Source organism: Pseudomonas sp. SMN5 (assembly GCF_052041925.1).
Classification (GTDB): domain Bacteria; phylum Pseudomonadota; class Gammaproteobacteria; order Pseudomonadales; family Pseudomonadaceae; genus Aquipseudomonas.
In genome coordinates this window covers 82,110-99,642 of sequence record NZ_JBKGGX010000007.1, presented here as the reverse complement: position 1 = coordinate 99,642, position 17,533 = coordinate 82,110, and the positions used below count along the sequence as shown (strand labels likewise).

Genomic DNA, 17,533 nt, shown 5'->3' with positions numbered 1-17,533 from the left:
ACGGATGTTGGAAACGCCCTCATGCTATTTAAATGCAATAGCCATTTTGTGGCACACCACTAATTAATTAACTGAATCACCGGTTAAATGTTTACTTGATGAAACTGTCTGATTACTATTGCCGCACTGTCTCCTTGTCACCCGTGTCCTACATAAGGTAGTCCTCATGTCCCTGATCAATGAATACCGCAACACCGAAGAAGCCATCAAAGAACTGCAAAAACGCCTGGAACAGCTGTCCAAAGACGACAAACTGCAAAAAGAACTGGAATTCGAAGGCAAATTGCGCGCACTGATGGGCGAGTATTCGAAGTCCCTGCGTGACATCGCTGCCCTGCTGGATCCAGAAGCTAAGTCGAGCAAAGCCCCACGTGGCGCCGTGAAAACTACTGGCACCAAACGCGCTCGCAAAGTTAAGCAGTACAAGAACCCGCACAACGGTGAAGTCATCGAAACCAAAGGCGGCAACCACAAGACTCTCAAAGAGTGGAAAGCCAAGTGGGGCGGTGATGTGGTTGAAGGCTGGGCAACCCTGCTGGGCTAAGGCTCGCCGGTTCGCACCGCTTCATCGAAACATGAAAAAACGCCAGATTGTCTGGCGTTTTTTGTGCCCGTGATTTTCCACTTCATCGCGACTAAAGGCTTAAACGTTTGCGCAATTGCTGGCTGTAACCCTGCCATTGCTCGAGTACTTGCTGCTGCAATGGCGTCGCCAGCCCCATCCACTCTGCCATCGCCGCGTCAAAACTTTCCAGGGTATTAGGCGCGCCCCATTCCGGGGATGACAGGCGTTGTCGGCAAAACATTTTCCAGCGTGCCTGCTCTTCTGGATTCAACGTATCGGCAAAGTTACGTGCCCGATAGCGGAACAATAGTTCCGGCAAACGCTCATCATCGAACGGCCAAAGCTCTTGCGCCAACTGCGCCGGATCTGCCATACGCACTTGTTCACATAAACGCCGATCGCGATCGCCCATGAACCCAGCGTATAACTGTTGCTCGGGGTCTTCATTGGCCGAGAAATCCTCGCGGCCATAAATAGCCTGAAGTTTGTCCTGCCAGACATTCTGTGCGTCAGTCAGTCGCACCACCCGTTGCCGGTAGCCTTCCATGTCCAGTTGCAGCCGCTGTTGATCCTCGGCACGCAGCACCGCCAGCGGCGCGATGACCGGGCATTTATTGATATGAATGAGCTTGAGCGGCACCGGCAGCTCGCCATCGAGCAGTTCCTCCCGACGGGTGTACAGACGCTGGCGGAGGATCTCGGCCTCATGCTCCAGCAGGCCCTGCGGATCCAGGTGCAGGTCGCAGACAATCAGCGCGTTGCGGTTCTTCGGATGCCAGGCCAGCGGAAGGACCACACCGACGAAGTTGCGCGCCGCCGAGAAACGCCCGGAGATATGCACCATCGGTTGCAACAGGCGAATCTGATCCATGACTTTCTGTTTGCTGCGCAACTGAAAGAGCCAGTCGTAGAGCCGCGGCTGCTTCTGGCGGATCAGGCGCGCCAGGGCGATGGTCGCACGCACATCCGACAATGCATCGTGGGCCTGTCCGTGATCGATGCCATTGGCGGCGGTCAGTCGTTCGAGCTTGAGGGTGACGCGCCCGTCCTCCTGCGGCCATTCGATACCGTCGGGACGCAGGGCATAGGCGGCGCGTACCAGATCGATCAGGTCCCAACGGCTGTTACCGCCCTGCCATTCGCGGGCGTAGGGGTCGAAGAAATTCCGATACAGGCTGTAACGGGTCATCTCATCGTCGAAACGCAGGGTGTTGTAGCCCGCGCCGCACGTGCCGGGCGCGGCCAGTTGCGCATGCACGCGAGTCATGAAATCCGCTTCGCTCAAACCCTTTTCCGCCAGGCACGCCGGGGTAATCCCGGTGATCGCGCAAGCCGCCGGATGAGGCAGGATGTCATCGCTGGGCCGGCAGTAGAGATTCACCGGTTCGTCGATTTCATTGAGCGCAAAATCGGTACGAATTCCCGCCACCTGCAAGGGCCGGTCGCAACGCGGGTTGATCCCGGTGGTTTCGTAGTCGTACCAGAAGATAGAAGTCACGGGCTGTTCCTGAACTTGAGACTGGCGAAGTCTAGGCGCTCGAACCCGCCCAGGGCCAGCGGCGGTGTAACTTTTGATATCCCTGCCGCCACAAAAAATTTGAGGTGAAAACAGAATCCATAACCCCACAGCCCCCCTGTGGGAGCGAGCCTGCTCGCGATGACGGCGGTACATTCAACATCACTGTAACCTGACACACCGCTATCGCGAGCAAGCTCGCTCTCACAGGGATTTGGGGTGTACAAAAATCTAGGTATATCGCCGATGCATGAAATGACCTGCACGGCCATATCGTTTGCCTGCACAAAGGCTGCTAGCATCGCAGCCCATAGACTCTTCGAACCGGCCCCAGCACTCAGGTTGCCCATGCTCGAGACACCAGCACTGCAAAGGAACGCGACGCTGCCCGCGCCGCTGGACACGCGGTACCAGGTTGAAACGCCCGAAGGCATCGACCTGCCCTTGCGCCCGGCGGGGTTGATGCCCCGAGCCATCGCTTTCACCATCGACCTGGGCATCCGCGGCCTGGTCCTGGGCCTGCTTTTTCTCATCCTGGCGTTCTTCGGCGAACTGGGCCTCGGCCTGGGCTCCATCCTGCTGTTCGTGATCAGCTGGTGGTACATGGTGCTGTTCGAGGTACTGAACCAGGGCCGCTCGCCGGGCAAACAGATCATGGGCCTGCGCGTGGTGCAGGATGATGGCCGGCTCATCGGCTGGTCGGCCTCGCTGATCCGCAACCTGTTGCGCTTCGTCGACATGCTGCCCTTCGGCTATACCTTCGGCGCGATCAGTTGCCTGCAACACCCGGCCTTCAAACGCCTCGGCGACCTGGCCGCCGGCACGCTGGTGGTCTATCGGGAGCAACCGGTCAAACGCCCCGCATTGCCCATGGCACCGGCGCTATGCGCGCCATTTGCCCTTGCCTTGAACGAGCAACGCGCCGTGCTTGGGTTCGCCGAACGCCAGGCCGAACTGTCCCGGGAACGGGTCGACGAACTGGCGGCCATCCTTGCTGCGCCATTGAAGGTCCAGGCCCCGCGAGCCGCGGCTGAACTCAATGGCATCGCCCGCGGCCTGCTGGGGCCTACATGAAACAAAGCCTTTTCGAAAGCCGACACCAAGGGGAATGGGACCAGCTGTCCCGGCTGCTCGACCAATTGGAGCGCCGCCGCAACGTGGCCCAGAGCAGCGATTTCCCTCCCGCCTACCGGCGACTCTGCCATCACCTGGCCCTGGCCCAGGCCCGGGGCTACAGCAGCTTGCTGGTGGACACGCTGCAACAACTGGCGCTGCGCGGCCACCAGCAACTTTACCGGGACAGCAGCCGGCCATCGTCGAGCCTTTCGGCGTTCATCCTCGCCGGTTTTCCGCAGCTGGTGCGTGAACAATGGCGATTCGTGCTGGCCGCCAGCCTGATGTTCCTCGGCAGCCTGGCGATCACCGGGGTCCTGGTCTACCTGTTCCCGGAACTGGTCTACAGCATGCTGGGCGCCGATGAAGTCGCCCAGATCCGCGGCATGTACGACCCGGCGTCCGGACACCTGGGGCGCTCCGTCGAACGGGCTGCCAGCGAAGACTGGGTCATGTTCGGCTACTACATCATGCACAACATCGGCATTGCCTTTCAGACCTTCGCCAGCGGCATGCTGTTTGGCCTGGGCAGCGCGTTCTTCCTGTTCTTCAATGGCCTGACCATCGGCGCGGTGGCCGGTCACCTGACTCAGATCGGCTCCGGCAGCACGTTCTGGTCATTCGTCATCGGCCACGGCGCCTTCGAACTCACCGCCATCGCCCTGGCCGGCGCCGCCGGCCTGCAACTGGGCTGGGCCTTGGTCGCGCCGGGGCGCCTGACCCGGGGCGAAGCGTTGCGCATCGCCGCGAGTAAAAGCGTGCGGATCATCGGCGGCGTGATGCTGTTGCTGCTCATCGCCGCGTTCATCGAAGCGTACTGGTCCTCCAGTGCCGTCACGCCCGCCACCAAATACACCGTTGGCGCGCTGTTGTGGCTACTGGTGATCAGCTATCTGTCGCTTGCCGGACGGGATCGCCATGCGCCTGAGTGATGCCACCGTCGTCATTCGCCCGCGCACCAGCTGGGAAGCCATGGACCTGGGCGTGCTGATGAGCCAGCAGCATCGACGGTTGCTGATGACCAGCTGGGCGCTCATCACCCTGCCGGTGTACCTGTTGCTGGCCCTGTTACTGTGGGATTCACCGTCCCTGGTGGTCTTCCTGTTCTGGTGGCTGAAGCCGGCCTTCGAGCGCCTGCCGCTGTACATTCTGTCCAAGGCTTTGTTCGGTGAGACGCCGACCTTGCGACAGGCGTTGCGACAGTGGCCGGCCCTGCTCAAGCCGCAGCTGTTCGCCAGCCTGACCTGGCGCCGGTTCAGCCTGAGCCGCAGTTTCCTGATGCCAGTGGTGCAACTCGAAGGCCTGGCCGGCGAGGCACGCCAGCAGCGCTTGCAGGTCTTGCTGCAGCGCAATCGCGGTGCGGCGCAGTGGCTGACCATCATCGGCATGCACCTGGAAACCGCCCTGTGGTTCGGCCTGATGGCGCTGTTCTACCTGTTCGTGCCGCAACAAGTGGAAGTGGAATGGGACTGGCAGATGCTGATCGCGGCAGCCGAGTACGACTGGCTGTGGTTCGAACACCTGATCAACTTTCTCTACCCGCTGCTGTTGATCGTCTGGGAACCGATCTATGTCGCCTGCGGCTTCAGCCTCTACCTGAACCGGCGCACGATCCTCGAAGCCTGGGACATCGAGCTGGTGTTCCGCCGTTTGCGTCAGCGCTTGAGCAGCGTCGCCCCCATGCTGATGCTGGTGGCGCTGAGCCTGCTGCCGTTGGCGCCCCAAGCCTGGGCCGATGAGAACGACAGCGGCCCCGACAGCCCGCGCATGCTCAACCAACCGCTCACCAGCCAGGCCTCGCGGGACAGCATCGAAGCCGTCCTGAATGCCCCGCCGTTCAAGAACCCGCAAACCGTCACCCGTTATCGCTTCGGCGAAGAATCGTCCGAAACCGCCGAAGCCCCCGAGAGCAGCACCGACCTCGGCTGGCTCAAGGCCTTTCTCAAATGGCTGGGAAGCCAACGCTTCGACGTCGCCGCGACGCTGATCCAGGTAGTGCTCTGGGCCTGTCTGGTGAGCGCGATCGTCTGGCTGGCCTGGCGTTATCGCGAACGGCTCAACGGCCTGGTGAACCGCCAGCCGCCGAAACGAGCGCTGCCTACGGATCGACCGGCACCGGTGCAAATGTTCGGCCTGGATATCCGTGAAGAAAGCCTGCCGGTGGACGTCGCAACCCGTGTCGAGCAGCTATGGGCCGCGAATCCACGGGAAGCGCTGGGCCTGTTGTACCGGGCGCTGCTCAGCCGTTTGCACTATGACTTCAAGCTTGCGCTGAAAGCGTCCGACACCGAAGGCCAGGTGCTGCAACGCATTGAACAGCTCCAGCAGCAAGATCTGCTGGGGTTCAGCGCCAGCCTGACCCGGCATTGGCAAGACATCGCTTATGGGCATCGGGCTCCGCCGCCCCATCTGCAACAGGAACTGTGCGATGCCTGGCGCGGGCTGTTCGGTCCGCAGGTGTCCCCATGAGTCGGCGTGCCGGGCTGGTGGTCGCGGCGGTGATCGTCGCGCTGGTGGGCGCATTCGCCATTTACCTTTATTCCAAGGCCATACCGTACCAGGAAACCGTCGATCACGGCCCTTCGCCACAAGCCCAGGCCAACCCATACCTGGCCGCCGAATATTTCCTGCGCCAGCAGGGCATCAATGTCGAGCACGCCAACAGCCTGAACGTGCTCCCGACCCTGGAGCCGCGCCAGCACAGCCTGTTGCTGCTGGGAGAACGCAGCGACATGACGCCTCGGGAAGTCGATCAGTTACTGAACTGGACCCGGGCCGGCGGACGCCTGGTCTTCGTGGCCGAAGCCTTGTGGGATGACAAGACCGGCAGCAGCGGCGACCTGCTGCTGGACCGCGTGCGCCTGCGCCAGTTGCTGAGCGAGGACCTCAAGGAGCCAGAGCCGGAACTGATCAAGGAGCCTTACCCCGAGCTGACCAAGTTGTACCTGGAAGACGAAGAGGCACCGGCGTATGCGTCCTTCGACACCGACTTCCACCTCGAAGACCCGCACAACCTGGCCCAGGCCTGGGCCAACAGCGCCCTGTCGACGCACATGATGCAACTGAACCTGGGCCTGGGCTCGATCACCGTGATCACCGACGCCGAGTTGTGGAAGAACGAGCAGATCGATCAATACGACAACGCCTGGCTGCTCTGGTACCTGAGCGCCGATACCGACGTCACGCTGCTGTTCAACATCGATCACGATAACCTGCTGACCCTGCTGCTGCGCTATTTCCCCCAGGCGTTGATAGCCCTGGCGGCCCTGGTCGCCCTGTGGTTCTGGCATTCGGCGGTGCGCGATGGCCCCGTGCAACAACCCGCGCCCAAGGCGCGGCGTCAGCTGGAGGAACATTTGCAGGCCAGCGCCGGTTTCCACCTGCGGCACAACGGCCGAGAGCATCTGTTGCACGCCTTGCAGCAAGACGTACTGCGTCGAGCCCGGCATCTTCATCCGGGTTTTGAAAAACTGGCCGTCGCCGAACAATGGCAGGTGCTCGCGCGCCTGACCCGCCAACCCACACGAGCCATCAGCCAAGCCTTGAGCCCCCGGCCGAAACAGCGCATGTCCAGCGCCGAGTTCTGCCGCCAGGTCGCCCATTTGCAAACTCTCAGGAACGCCTTATGAACGGCTGCCAGGTTTCGGGTAGTTTCAACATGCATTACACCGATCGACTCAGAAAATCGGTCCTTTGGGAGACGTTTTCACTGGGAGACTATGAAAAGGCATGCCACATCGAGACGTAGGTGAACTCTGCAAAAAAATCCGCAAAAAAATTGTAGATAAACTATCGTAGGTTACGCATCAAGCCCAGCAATCACGGGCGTAATCGGCCATTTAACTTTCCGCAAAAATATCCGCATACTTCGCCGAGCAGATGGCCGTTTGTGTTCTGGAAGCAAAACGATGATTACCTCAAAAACCTACCTCGACCCAGTACTGCCAGAAAATCTGCCCGACTCGATCATTCGGGCCGCAGATCAACTGCCGCGCAAGGCAGAATTTCTCGCAGGACGGCTCGCCGATGAGACATCGAAGCAATTGGCGGGTCTGCTGCGCATCACCAACACCTATTACTCGAATCTGATCGAAGGGCATCGAACCGAGATCGCTGACCTCCAGGCTGCCCGCACGACACCGAAACGGGAAAGAAAGGAGCTCAAAGAGCTTGCCGTGCAGCACATGACGCAACAGGAGGTAATGGAACGGATGCTTCGCATGCGACCAGCGGAGAGCTTCTCTGCCATGTTCGATCCCAAGCTGATTGCGACTATTCATCGTCGACTTTTCAAGGACGCTTCCAGAAAGGACCTTACCCTGAGCGATGGTCGCTTGATGGAACCGGGCAGATTGCGGGCCCAAGAGGATGAACAAGTTCAAGTGGGTGCGCATGTCGCTCCAGCTGCTGCCGCTGTGCTACCCATGCTTGAGCATATTCAGCTGCACTTGGGACGAATCAAGGATCCACGACGTCAGCTCATCGCCACCCTGGCAAGTCACCACCGTGTGGCGCTCGTTCACCCTTTCCTCGATGGCAATGGCCGGGTGACTCGGATGCTGACTCACCTGCAACTTATTCACCTGGGGCTGAAACCTTTTCTCTGGTCGCTGTCTCGGGGCTTGGCGCGTAGGCAGGACGAGTACTATCGCTTCCTCGCTTTAGCTGATCGCCCTCGCGAAGGTGACCATGACGGGCGCGGCCAACTCTCACAGCGTCATTACTTCAACTTTATCGAGTTCATGCTCGACGTTTGCCTCGACCAGATTGATTACATGACAACTTCGCTGAACCCAGCCAAGTTGCGTGAACAGGTTATTCATGTGTTCGCGACGGATCCTGATCTTCGCCGTGCCGGCATCAGACTCACCAGTGCAGGCGCCGTGTTGGCGCTTCTGACCCAGGGTGCGATGCCACGTGCCGAGTTTAAAGTGTTCACCGGCTTGAAGGACCGGCTTGCAACGGAAGAACTGAGCCGCTTGATCGAAGCGGGGATAGTGGTCAGTAAAACCCCCAGGTCTCGCACGGTGGAAGCGGGCTTGCCCGCCCGCTTCGCCGGGTTGATCTTTGCGAACCTGCATTTTCAAATGGGCTGACGGGCGCCCGACACGGACATCCTTCACAAAAATCATGCTGCGCGGATGTTTTATAGGATATTGGGAGTGAACAGTTATGTACGAGAGCGCCAGAACCTATGACTGAACAGAACGAACCTGTCGACGGCCAGGCCCACGCCGCCCAACAGCGCCAGCGCGCCAGTCAGCTGGCCCAGGCGATTCGCGGCGAGCTGCACAAGGCGCTGGTCGGCCAGGCGGCGGTGATCGACGATGTGCTGACCGCGCTGATTGCCGGCGGTCATGTGCTGCTCGAAGGCGTTCCGGGCCTGGGCAAGACGTTGCTGGTGCGGGCCCTGGCGCGCTGTTTCGGCGGCGAGTTCGCGCGTATCCAGTTCACCCCCGACCTGATGCCCAGCGATGTCACCGGGCACGCGGTGTACGACTTGCAGACCGAGCAATTCAAGCTGCGCAAAGGGCCGGTGTTCACCAACCTGTTGCTGGCCGACGAGATCAACCGCGCACCGGCCAAGACCCAGGCCGCGCTGCTCGAAGCCATGCAGGAGCGCCAGGTCACCCTCGAAGGCCGCGCCCTGCCCATCGGCCAGCCGTTCATGGTGCTGGCGACCCAGAACCCGATCGAACAGGAAGGCACCTACCCGCTGCCCGAGGCCGAGCTCGACCGTTTCATGCTCAAGGTGCGCATGGACTACCCGGACGCCGACCAGGAATTGAACATGGTGCGCCAGGTCAGCCGCTCGACCCGCGCCGATATGCTCGACGTGCAGCCGCTGCGCACGGTGTTGCAGGCCAAGGACGTGCAGGCGCTGCAACGCATCGCCAGCGACCTGCCGATGGACGACCAGGTGCTCGACTACGCCGTGCGCCTGGCGCGCACCACCCGCAGCTGGCCGGGCCTGACCCTCGGCGCCGGGCCGCGTGCCTCGATTGCCCTGGTCCGTTGCGCTCGGGCGCGGGCGCTGTTGCGCGGCGGCGAGTTCGTCGTGCCGGACGACATCAAGGGCTGCGCCCTGGCCGTGCTGCGTCACCGGGTACGACTGGCGCCGGAACTGGACATCGAAGGGTTGTCGGTGGACCAGGTGCTGGGGCAGTTGCTCGACCAAGTGCCGGCGCCGCGGTTGTGATGACGGACGTTCGGCTGACACCATCTACCGTGGCGAGGGAGCTTGCTCCCGCTGGACGCGCAGCGGCCTCTTGCGGTGTGTCTGACATAGCCAGGGGTCTGCTTCGCAGCCCAGCGGGAGCAAGCTCCCTCGCCACAATGATCGTGCCTGACACAGTTTCTGTAGCAAAAATGGCCTCTGTGGCAAGCACTGCCTCTGTAGCAGAAATGGCCTCTGTGGCAAGCACTGCCTCTGTAGCAGAAATGGCCTCTGTGGCAAGCACTGCCTCTGTGGCAGAAATGGCCTCTGTGACAAGCACTGCCTCTGTGGCAGAAATGGCCTCTGTGGCAAGCACTGCCTCTGTGGCAGAAATGGCCTCTGTGACAAGCACTGCCTCTGTGGCAGAAATGGCCTCTGTGACAAGCACTGCCTCTGTGGCAGAAATGGCCTCTGTGGCAAGCACTGCCTCTGTGGCAGAAATGGCTGTTGTGACAGGCACAATTGCTGTGGCGAGGGAGCTTGCTCCCGCTGGGCTGCGCAGCAGCCCCCTGGGTTTGCCTGACACACCGCAAGGGGCCGCTGCGCGGCCAGCGGGGATAAATCCCCTCGCCACAATAAATGCGACCACCACGGAAAAACACCCATGAAACCCTCGCGCCTGCTGCTGATCTGGCTCGCGGTCCTGCTGGCGGTGAGTGTGCTGCTGGGCGCGTTGCGAGCGCTGGACGTGGCGGTGCCATCGACACTATTGTCGATCAACTGGGGCTTGATGCTCGCCCTGCTGGCCCTGGCCGTACTCGATGCAGTGCGCCTCAAGCGCCTGCCCTCTCCCGCTGTGCAACGGCAACTGCCCGGCAACCTGGCGCTGGGTCGATGGGGCGAGGTCCGGCTGGAAATTGCCCATGCTTTCAACCGGCCGCTACAGGTGCAGATTTTCGACCACGTCCCGGACGGCCTGGACTTCGAAAATCTTCCCCTGACCGTCGAACTGCAACCGAGCCAACACAGCCAGCTCGGCTACCGCCTGCGCCCGCTCAAGCGTGGGCATTTCAGCTTCAGCCAGTGCCAGATCAGCCTGCCCAGCCCGTTGGGCCTGTGGACCGACAAGCGCCTGCTGGACGCCTGCGACGACACCCGCGTCTACCCGGACTTCGCCCGGCTCTACGAAGGGCAATTGCTGGCGGTGGACAACTGGCTCAGTCAGCTCGGCATCCGTCAGCGCCAACGCCGCGGCCAGGGGCAGGAATTTCATCAATTGCGCGAGTTCCGCGAAGGCGACAGCCTGCGCCAGATCGACTGGAAAGCCACCGCCCGCCACCGCACACCGATTGCCCGGGAGTACGAAGACGAGCGCGACCAGCAAATCATCTTCATGCTCGATTGCGGGCGGCGCATGCGCAGCCAGGACGGTGAGCTGTCGCACTTCGACCACGCGCTCAACGCCTGTCTGCTGCTCAGCTACACCGCGCTGCGCCAGGGCGATGCGGTAGGCCTGAGCACTTTCGCCGGCGAGCAGAGCCGCTACCTCGCGCCGGTCAAGGGCCCGGGCCAGCTCAACGTCCTGCTCAACGCCGTATACGACCTCGACAGCAGCCAACGTCCGGCCGACTACCAGGCGGCCGTGACCCAACTGCTGGCCCGACAAAAACGCCGGGCGCTGGTGGTCCTGGTGACTAACCTGCGGGACGAGGACGACGAAGACCTGCTGGCCGCCGTCAAGCGCCTGGGGCAACAGCACCGCGTGCTGGTCGCCAGCCTGCGCGAAGAAGCCCTCGACCGCTTGCGCCAGGTGCCGGTGCAAACCTTGCCCGATGCCCTGGCCTATTGCGGGACCGTGGACTACATGAACGCACGCGCCCAATTGCACCAGCAACTGGCCGCCCATGCCATCCCGGCCCTTGATTCGCGGCCCGGTGAATTGGGAGCGCACCTGGTGAGCCAATACCTGGCCTGGAAGAAAGCCGGGACGGCTTAGACCGGTTCTGTAAGAAAGCTCCGTGTAACTACTGCGCCTTGCGTAACGGACTACAGATCCGCCAGAATCCGCCGACTTGTGCACCTCGGCCTTGCCCCGTAACTTGATTCGCGTCGCTGATTTTCAGCGATCGGGTTTAGTCGCCCGGTGGTAAAGGTGATGCGCACAGGCTTCATCCAGTCGGGTCCCCCTATCCCCGCACTTGATGGTGGCTGTTCGCAGGGCGCCCTCGGGCGCGCCGGGCTTTCGCTTTTCCACCGGTCGACTAACCTGCGTCCAGCCGCCACCCCTCGTTTAGTCGCGAGTGTGTGGCAGCCCCAACATGGAAAAGTGAATATGATCAAACCAACCCCGAATCCACCCCATACCGACCCGCAGTCCCCCCACGAAACGCTCTCTCCCGAAAAGCTCGATGAAGCCGCCCAGCGCGCCCTGGACTACTACCTCAAGCCCAACCACGACCAACCCGAAAAGAAACCCGAGAAACACCTGGACTACTTCATCGTCGCGCCCGACGCCGACCCCGAAGGCATGCTCGCCCACACCTACGAAACCTTCTGCTCGGTGAGCACGCTGATCCTGGATCTGTCCGAAGACCTGGAAGGCGCCCCGCGCAACCTGGCCCTGGCGATCCACCAGATGGGCGAGATGGGCGTGTTGTTGCTGGAGCGGATGCTGGATAACGAAGCGAAGGTTCAGCGCTGACCACAGAACTGGAGAACGATGACAAACCTGTGGGAGCGAGGCTGCTCCGGGCGGCGATCCGACGATGGCTGTGGATCAGCTTGCATCGATGCTAATGTGCCGCCGCCTCGCGAGCAGGCTCGCTCCCACAAGGGTTCGGCGGCGAACACCCATCCATGGCTGCCCCAATCCACTGTGGGAGCGAGCCCTGCTCGCGATAGCGGTGGATCAGCTTGCATCGATGCCAAATGTGCCGCCGCCTCGCGAGCAGGCTCGCTCCCACAAGGGTTCGGCGGCGAGCACCAAAATCCATGACCGTTCCATCGCTGGCTTAGGTATGGATCAAGCCGACGCCGGCAACGGATGAAAACTGAAATACTGCTGCAAGGCGCTCACCAATTGCCCGTACTCCGGCGGCGCCCATTGCAGGCTGAAGCCGGCGTCGAAATGTTGCGGCGTGACGTCTTCATGGCACCACAGGCAACTGGCCCGTAACACGATGTCCTGCTGCGGCCCCTCCTCGGTCGGAGTCTTCAACAACAGGTCAAAATCTGCACCCACCATCAATGGCAACGAGCTGATCAGCATGAGCCCATCGGCCGACACATTGCCCAGAAACCCCATGGGCTTGCCGTTGATACCATTGAAGACCTTGAGGAAACACGGCAGATGTTGCCGTTCGATTCGCCGTTTTTTGTACATGTCCTGTATCGCTTTTTGAACGCCCCCAGACAGGAGCGACCGAATGCTTCGGAACGAGCACATTTACACTCGCTCTCCCCGATCCCGGTGCCAGACGCTCAGGCGCGTCTCGGCTTTACCGCTGCCGGTCACAGGTGCCTCTTAAATTTAGAGAATAAGCTCTAATACGACTTGTACAAATATAGCCGAGGGTTCGACGACGGCCAGCCCTTGTCAGAACCTTTCATCTTTCAGGGATAGGCAGTTGCGGCCAGGAATCGTTCCTGGCCATTTTGCCGGGCGCCGGTCAGGAGGCGGCGGGACGGACCGTCGCGGCGCTGCGGGTCGGGTAGTGGCCCAGGCTCTGCAACGTTTCCAGGCGGGCGCGGGCGCGGAAGGCGTATTCGCTGTTAGGGTACTGGGTAATGATGAACTGGTAGGTCTGCGCCGCATCGATGAACAGTTTCTGGCGCTCCAGGCACTGGCCACGCAGCATCGAGACTTCCGGCTGCATATAGCGACGGGCACGGCTGGCGCGGTCGACCTGGGACAGTTCGAGCATCACTTGCTCGCAATTGCCACGGTCATAGGCCTTGTAGGCCAGGTTCATGTGATGGTTCATCGACCAACGGGTACAGCCCGTGACGCTCAGGGCCAGGGCAACTAAAAGCACGAATCGCATGGGAAGGTTCTCCTGTCTTGAGGTCTGTATCGACCTGGGGGCAGAAATCTTCAGCCTCAAAACGTCTACCTTAGGTAAATGCAAATCCCGTGGCGAGGGAGCTTGCTCCCGCTGGGCTGCGCAGCAGCCCCCCTAAAAACAGGGCCGCTTCGCGCCCCAGCGGGAGCAAGCTCCCTCGCCACAACGGCAATGTTCGACTTTCGTGCCTGACAGGCGCAAAAATTTTCAAGAATGTTCATTTCGAAAAACAAACGAAAAAGTAGTGCAGATGAACAATGACTACACCCAAAGAGCATAGTAGCCTTCGCTGGCGCTTGAACCTGAGGAGTCTTGCATGTCCGTCCGTCGTACCAAAATCGTCGCCACCCTTGGCCCGGCCAGTCACTCGCCGGAAGTTCTCGAACAGCTGATTCTGGCTGGCCTGGACGTTGCCCGCCTGAACTTTTCCCACGGCACCCCCGACGAGCACAAGGCCCGTGCCAAGCTGGTGCGCGACCTCGCTGCCAAGCATGGTCGCTTCGTTGCCCTGCTGGGTGACCTGCAAGGTCCCAAGATCCGTATCGCCAAATTCGCCAACAAGCGCATCGAGCTGAAAATCGGTGACAAATTCACCTTCTCCACCAGCCATCCACTGACTGAGGGCAACCAGCAGGTCGTGGGCATCGACTACCCGGACCTGGTCAAGGACTGCGGCGTGGGCGACGAGCTGCTGCTCGACGACGGTCGCGTGGTGATGCGCGTCGAAACCGCCACCGCCACCGAACTGAACTGCGTCGTGATCATCGGCGGCCCGCTGTCGGACCACAAGGGCATCAACCGTCGCGGCGGTGGCCTGACAGCCCCAGCGCTGACCGACAAGGACAAGGCCGACATCAAGCTGGCCGCGGAAATGGAAGTCGACTACCTGGCCGTGTCGTTCCCGCGTGACGCCGCCGACATGGAATACGCCCGTCAACTGCGTGACGAAGCCGGCGGTACTGCCTGGCTGGTGGCGAAGATCGAACGCGCCGAAGCGGTGGCTGACGACGAAACCCTGGACGGCCTGATCAAGGCCTCCGACGCCGTGATGGTGGCTCGTGGCGACCTGGGCGTGGAAATCGGCGACGCCGAGCTGGTGGGCATCCAGAAGAAAATCATTCTGCATGCACGTCGCCACAACAAAGCGGTGATCGTGGCGACCCAGATGATGGAGTCGATGATCCAGAACCCGATGCCAACCCGCGCCGAAGTGTCCGACGTAGCCAACGCCGTGCTCGACTACACCGACGCCGTGATGCTCTCGGCCGAAAGCGCCGCCGGCCTCTACCCGCTCGAAGCGGTGCAAGCCATGGCCCGCATCTGCCTGGGCGCCGAGAAACACCCTACCAGCAAGACCTCCAGCCACCGCATCGGCAAGACCTTCGAACGTTGCGACGAAAGCATTGCGCTGGCGACGATGTACACCGCCAACCACTTCCCAGGCGTGAAGGCGATCATCGCCTTGACCGAAAGCGGCTACACGCCGCTGATCATGTCGCGCATCCGCTCCTCGGTGCCGATCTACGCGTTCTCCCCGCACCGCGAAACCCAGGCCCGTGCCGCCATGTTCCGTGGCGTCTACACCGTGCCGTTCGACCCGGCCGCCCTGCAACCGGGTGAAGTCAGCCAGGCCGCGGTGGACGAACTGGTCAAGCGTGGCGTGGTGCAGACCGGTGACTGGGTCATCCTGACCAAGGGCGACAGCTACCACACCATCGGCGGCACCAACGGCATGAAAATCCTGCACGTTGGCGACCCGATGGTCTGAGTGACCGAGCGCTGAAAAACAAAAGCCCTGCCATGTGAATGGCGGGGCTTTTTGGTTTTAGCCTTGAAGCCTGTGCGGTCTGGTCTGCCGCCATCGCGAGCAAGCTCGCTCCCACAGGGGTTTCATGAACACCGCAGAGCTACTGTGGGAGCGAGCTTGCTCGCGATGAGGCCAGCCCAAGCACTACTGAAAATCAGCGCTCAACCACGGGGTACAAAGACGTCGGCCAGCAGTTGGTTACGCGGCAGGCCGGCCAGGTACAGGCGCTTGGCAAACGCCTCGACCCGGTCAGGATGGCCGCAGAGCAAAGCCTGGGTCTGCCGGGAAACAAGCCGCAGTTGCGCCAATGCAGACGGTGCCTCAGCCGCGGTCAACAGCTCGACGCTAAGGTTCGGGTGCTTGGCCGCCAGTGCCGCCAGGGGTTTGGCCAAGTAATGCCCCGGCGCATCATGGGCCACATGAATCAAGCGGATGGCGCCTTGGTGATGCTGGCGCAGGGCTTCGCGCAGCAGGCCGAACAGCGGCGCCAGGCCGGTGCCGGAGGCCAGCAGCCACAGCGGTCGACTATTCCAGTCGGGGTCGTAGTGCAGCGCGCCGCCGCGCAGTTCACCCAGACGAATCGTGTCGCCGGCCTTCAATTGGCGCGCCGCATCGATGAACTGGCCAGGCTCGCGACAATCGAGGTGGAACTCCAGGAAGCGGTCTTCCTCCGGCAGGCTTGCCAGCGAATAAGGCCGGGCCACGTTGCCCGCCCATAGGACCAGATGCTGGCCGGCCCGGTAACGCAGTGCTCGCTGCGGGGTGATGCGCAAGCGCAGCACCTCGCCGCCCAGCCAATCCACTGCCGCCACCACGGCGGCCTGGCCGTCGCGCTGCGGGTCGAAGGTGTGGATCCGCACGTCCTCGACCACCTGGCACTGGCATGCCAGCCGCCAGCCCTGGTCGCGCTGCGCCGGGCTCAAGGCATCCGGCCGGCTGTCGCGCACATCGCCGCCGACGCACTGCACCAGGCAGGCATGGCAACTGCCGGCACGACAGCTGTAGGGCACCGCCACGCCCGCTTCATTCAACGCGTCCAGCAGGTTACTGCCCACCGCCACCGTCCATTGCCGACCGGCGGCCGTCAGTTCAGGCATCGACGTTCTCCCAGGCGGCGGCGCAACGATTGCGGCCGTCTCGCTTGGCACGGTACAGGGCCTGGTCGGCACGCTGCAATGCATCGTCCAGATCATCGTCCATTTCCAGCATGGTCATACCCGCCGACAGGCTGAGCGGACCGACCTGCAAGCCAATCAGCTCGACTTCGGTAAACGCCAGCCGCAGGCGCTCGCAACAGGCGGTCAGGCGCGAAGGGTCGCAGGCCGGCAACAGCATGACGAACTCCTCGCCGCCATAGCGGGCCAACACGTCGCCCTCGCGCAGGCAGGCCGTGGCGACCGAGGCGAACGCCTGGAGCACCTGGTCGCCGGCGGCATGGCCGTGCAGGTCGTTGATGCGTTTGAAATGGTCGAGGTCGATCAGCGCCAGGCCATGGGCGACGTTGGGCCTGAGGGTGTTCAGTTCCCGGGAGGCCAGGCGCAGGAAGTGCCGGCGGTTGAACAGCCCGGTCAGTTCGTCGGTCGCTACCAGGTCTTCGAGCTGGCGCATCATGCCGCGCAAGGTGTCCTGGTGCGCCTGCAAGGCAAACCGGCGTTGACGCATGCGTTGGCGGGAGGTCTGGACATAGCGGGCATAAAACACCAGCCACACCAGCACCATCAACAAGACGGCCACCTGCAACCCGGCCAGCGTCGGGTCAGGAAGCCGGAAGAAATAGCCGTCCCAGAGCGTAATGCCACTGAAGCTGATGAACACCAGCGTCGCGCAGCGCACAAAGGCCCGTCGCGACAAATGGAACAGGCCAAACAACAGGATCAACACATAAAACACCAGGAACACGCCTCGGGCCTGATCCAGGTGCGCCATCATCCAGGTCTGCCAGCCCAGGCCGATCAACACCTGTATCTCGGTGAGGCTGGGGTCGGCGAAGCGCAAGTTGCGCTGGGTGATAAACGTCGTGAACAGCCCGGCCTGGCACAGCACCACCAAGACGCTGCCGATGATCACACCGCGCAACGAGTCGTGGTAATGCCCACTGAAAAATGCCAGCCACAACAACACCAATGCCAGCGCGTAGGTCGCAGCCGCCAAAGCGAAGCGTTTCAGCAAAAGACGTTGGATGGCGTTATGGGTCAATCGTTGACTCACCATGGGAAAGGAGAACTGACAGAGGCGTCCTACGCTACAGGCCAGACGCCACTTTAGTGGCGTGTTCGACAAATGACCATTCAATTCTGGAGCAGAAAAATGGCGT

Annotated in this window: 16 protein-coding genes; 10 read left to right on the top strand and 6 right to left on the bottom strand. The window is 61.7% G+C overall.

Annotated features, from left to right (window positions below; all coding sequences use genetic code 11):
* Positions 1–166 precede the first annotated feature (166 nt).
* Positions 167–544, top strand: a complete 378-nt coding sequence (mvaT, locus tag ACLEJR_RS09210; protein ID WP_440797315.1) for a histone-like nucleoid-structuring protein MvaT — start codon at positions 167–169, stop codon at positions 542–544.
* A gap of 91 nt (positions 545–635) precedes the next feature.
* Here mvaT and sbcB read toward each other — a convergent pair whose 3' ends face one another.
* Positions 636–2,063 (bottom strand): exodeoxyribonuclease I, encoded by a 1,428-nt coding sequence (gene sbcB, locus ACLEJR_RS09205; RefSeq protein ID WP_440813449.1) that lies wholly within the window; start codon positions 2,061–2,063, stop codon positions 636–638.
* Complete coding sequence (locus ACLEJR_RS09200; protein ID WP_440813446.1) at positions 2,060–2,431, bottom strand: hypothetical protein; 372 nt, start codon at positions 2,429–2,431, stop codon at positions 2,060–2,062. Before ACLEJR_RS09200 ends, sbcB begins: the two co-directional genes overlap by 4 nt.
* On the opposite strand from ACLEJR_RS09200, the gene ACLEJR_RS09195 reads away from it, so the two are divergent.
* From ACLEJR_RS09195 to ACLEJR_RS09160, 8 genes are all read left to right on the top strand, one after another.
* On the top strand, positions 2,430–3,155 hold the full coding sequence (locus ACLEJR_RS09195; protein WP_440813445.1) for an RDD family protein: 726 nt from the start codon (positions 2,430–2,432) through the stop codon (positions 3,153–3,155). The two genes, ACLEJR_RS09200 and ACLEJR_RS09195, sit on opposite strands and share 2 nt — an antisense overlap.
* Positions 3,152–4,126 carry a stage II sporulation protein M gene (locus tag ACLEJR_RS09190; protein ID WP_440813442.1) on the top strand — a complete coding sequence of 325 codons (975 nt, stop codon included), beginning with the start codon at positions 3,152–3,154 and terminating at the stop codon, positions 4,124–4,126. The genes ACLEJR_RS09195 and ACLEJR_RS09190 overlap by 4 nt, the downstream gene beginning before the upstream one ends.
* Positions 4,113–5,663, top strand: coding sequence for a DUF4129 domain-containing protein (locus ACLEJR_RS09185; protein ID WP_440813439.1), 1,551 nt, complete (start codon positions 4,113–4,115; stop codon positions 5,661–5,663). Before ACLEJR_RS09190 ends, ACLEJR_RS09185 begins: the two co-directional genes overlap by 14 nt.
* On the top strand, positions 5,660–6,823 hold the full coding sequence (locus tag ACLEJR_RS09180) for a DUF4350 domain-containing protein (RefSeq protein WP_440813436.1): 1,164 nt from the start codon (positions 5,660–5,662) through the stop codon (positions 6,821–6,823). Before ACLEJR_RS09185 ends, ACLEJR_RS09180 begins: the two co-directional genes overlap by 4 nt.
* Before the next feature lie 279 nt (positions 6,824–7,102).
* Positions 7,103–8,290, top strand: coding sequence for a Fic family protein (locus tag ACLEJR_RS09175; RefSeq protein ID WP_440813433.1), 1,188 nt, complete (start codon positions 7,103–7,105; stop codon positions 8,288–8,290).
* A 98-nt stretch (positions 8,291–8,388) separates the two neighbouring features.
* Positions 8,389–9,393 (top strand): AAA family ATPase, encoded by a 1,005-nt coding sequence (locus ACLEJR_RS09170; RefSeq protein ID WP_440797329.1) that lies wholly within the window; start codon positions 8,389–8,391, stop codon positions 9,391–9,393.
* Between the two features lie 622 nt (positions 9,394–10,015).
* Positions 10,016–11,347 carry a DUF58 domain-containing protein gene (locus tag ACLEJR_RS09165; RefSeq protein ID WP_440813431.1) on the top strand — a complete coding sequence of 444 codons (1,332 nt, stop codon included), beginning with the start codon at positions 10,016–10,018 and terminating at the stop codon, positions 11,345–11,347.
* Positions 11,348–11,683: 336 nt separating this feature from the next.
* A complete protein-coding gene (locus ACLEJR_RS09160) occupies positions 11,684–12,052 on the top strand; it encodes a DUF6124 family protein (protein ID WP_440797333.1) in 369 nt (122 codons plus the stop codon).
* Positions 12,053–12,373: 321 nt separating this feature from the next.
* Here ACLEJR_RS09160 and ACLEJR_RS09155 read toward each other — a convergent pair whose 3' ends face one another.
* Both ACLEJR_RS09155 and ACLEJR_RS09150 read right to left on the bottom strand, forming a co-directional pair.
* Positions 12,374–12,733 carry a PilZ domain-containing protein gene (locus ACLEJR_RS09155; RefSeq protein ID WP_440813428.1) on the bottom strand — a complete coding sequence of 120 codons (360 nt, stop codon included), beginning with the start codon at positions 12,731–12,733 and terminating at the stop codon, positions 12,374–12,376.
* 286 nt (positions 12,734–13,019) lie between these two features.
* Positions 13,020–13,394: a tetratricopeptide repeat protein gene (locus ACLEJR_RS09150; RefSeq protein WP_440797337.1), complete on the bottom strand. Its 375-nt coding sequence runs from the start codon at positions 13,392–13,394 to the stop codon at positions 13,020–13,022.
* Between the two features lie 334 nt (positions 13,395–13,728).
* Between ACLEJR_RS09150 and pyk the strand changes: the two genes are divergently transcribed.
* On the top strand, positions 13,729–15,180 hold the full coding sequence (gene pyk / locus ACLEJR_RS09145; protein ID WP_440797339.1) for a pyruvate kinase: 1,452 nt from the start codon (positions 13,729–13,731) through the stop codon (positions 15,178–15,180).
* A 200-nt stretch (positions 15,181–15,380) separates the two neighbouring features.
* Here pyk and ACLEJR_RS09140 read toward each other — a convergent pair whose 3' ends face one another.
* Together ACLEJR_RS09140 and ACLEJR_RS09135 are read right to left on the bottom strand one after the other, a co-directional pair.
* Positions 15,381–16,316 carry an iron-sulfur-binding ferredoxin reductase gene (locus tag ACLEJR_RS09140; RefSeq protein ID WP_440813425.1) on the bottom strand — a complete coding sequence of 312 codons (936 nt, stop codon included), beginning with the start codon at positions 16,314–16,316 and terminating at the stop codon, positions 15,381–15,383.
* Positions 16,309–17,415 carry a diguanylate cyclase domain-containing protein gene (locus tag ACLEJR_RS09135; protein WP_440797343.1) on the bottom strand — a complete coding sequence of 369 codons (1,107 nt, stop codon included), beginning with the start codon at positions 17,413–17,415 and terminating at the stop codon, positions 16,309–16,311. Before ACLEJR_RS09135 ends, ACLEJR_RS09140 begins: the two co-directional genes overlap by 8 nt.
* Between the last annotated feature and the right edge of the window lie 118 nt (positions 17,416–17,533).

What these genes read in the sequence shown, in the direction of transcription:
- ACLEJR_RS09165 (WP_440813431.1), top strand. Translation starts at nt 10,016, where the DNA reads ATGAAACCCTCGCGCCTGCTGCTGATCTGGCTCGCGGTCCTGCTGGCG.
- pyk (WP_440797339.1), top strand. Translation starts at nt 13,729, where the DNA reads ATGTCCGTCCGTCGTACCAAAATCGTCGCCACCCTTGGCCCGGCCAGT.
- ACLEJR_RS09140 (WP_440813425.1), bottom strand. Translation starts at nt 16,316, where the DNA reads ATGCCTGAACTGACGGCCGCCGGTCGGCAATGGACGGTGGCGGTGGGC.
- ACLEJR_RS09195 (WP_440813445.1), top strand. Translation starts at nt 2,430, where the DNA reads ATGCTCGAGACACCAGCACTGCAAAGGAACGCGACGCTGCCCGCGCCG.
- ACLEJR_RS09190 (WP_440813442.1), top strand. Translation starts at nt 3,152, where the DNA reads ATGAAACAAAGCCTTTTCGAAAGCCGACACCAAGGGGAATGGGACCAG.
- mvaT (WP_440797315.1), top strand. Translation starts at nt 167, where the DNA reads ATGTCCCTGATCAATGAATACCGCAACACCGAAGAAGCCATCAAAGAA.
- ACLEJR_RS09175 (WP_440813433.1), top strand. Translation starts at nt 7,103, where the DNA reads ATGATTACCTCAAAAACCTACCTCGACCCAGTACTGCCAGAAAATCTG.
- ACLEJR_RS09160 (WP_440797333.1), top strand. Translation starts at nt 11,684, where the DNA reads ATGATCAAACCAACCCCGAATCCACCCCATACCGACCCGCAGTCCCCC.
- ACLEJR_RS09180 (WP_440813436.1), top strand. Translation starts at nt 5,660, where the DNA reads ATGAGTCGGCGTGCCGGGCTGGTGGTCGCGGCGGTGATCGTCGCGCTG.
- ACLEJR_RS09155 (WP_440813428.1), bottom strand. Translation starts at nt 12,733, where the DNA reads ATGTACAAAAAACGGCGAATCGAACGGCAACATCTGCCGTGTTTCCTC.
- ACLEJR_RS09150 (WP_440797337.1), bottom strand. Translation starts at nt 13,394, where the DNA reads ATGCGATTCGTGCTTTTAGTTGCCCTGGCCCTGAGCGTCACGGGCTGT.
- ACLEJR_RS09170 (WP_440797329.1), top strand. Translation starts at nt 8,389, where the DNA reads ATGACTGAACAGAACGAACCTGTCGACGGCCAGGCCCACGCCGCCCAA.
- ACLEJR_RS09200 (WP_440813446.1), bottom strand. Translation starts at nt 2,431, where the DNA reads ATGGGCAACCTGAGTGCTGGGGCCGGTTCGAAGAGTCTATGGGCTGCG.
- ACLEJR_RS09185 (WP_440813439.1), top strand. Translation starts at nt 4,113, where the DNA reads ATGCGCCTGAGTGATGCCACCGTCGTCATTCGCCCGCGCACCAGCTGG.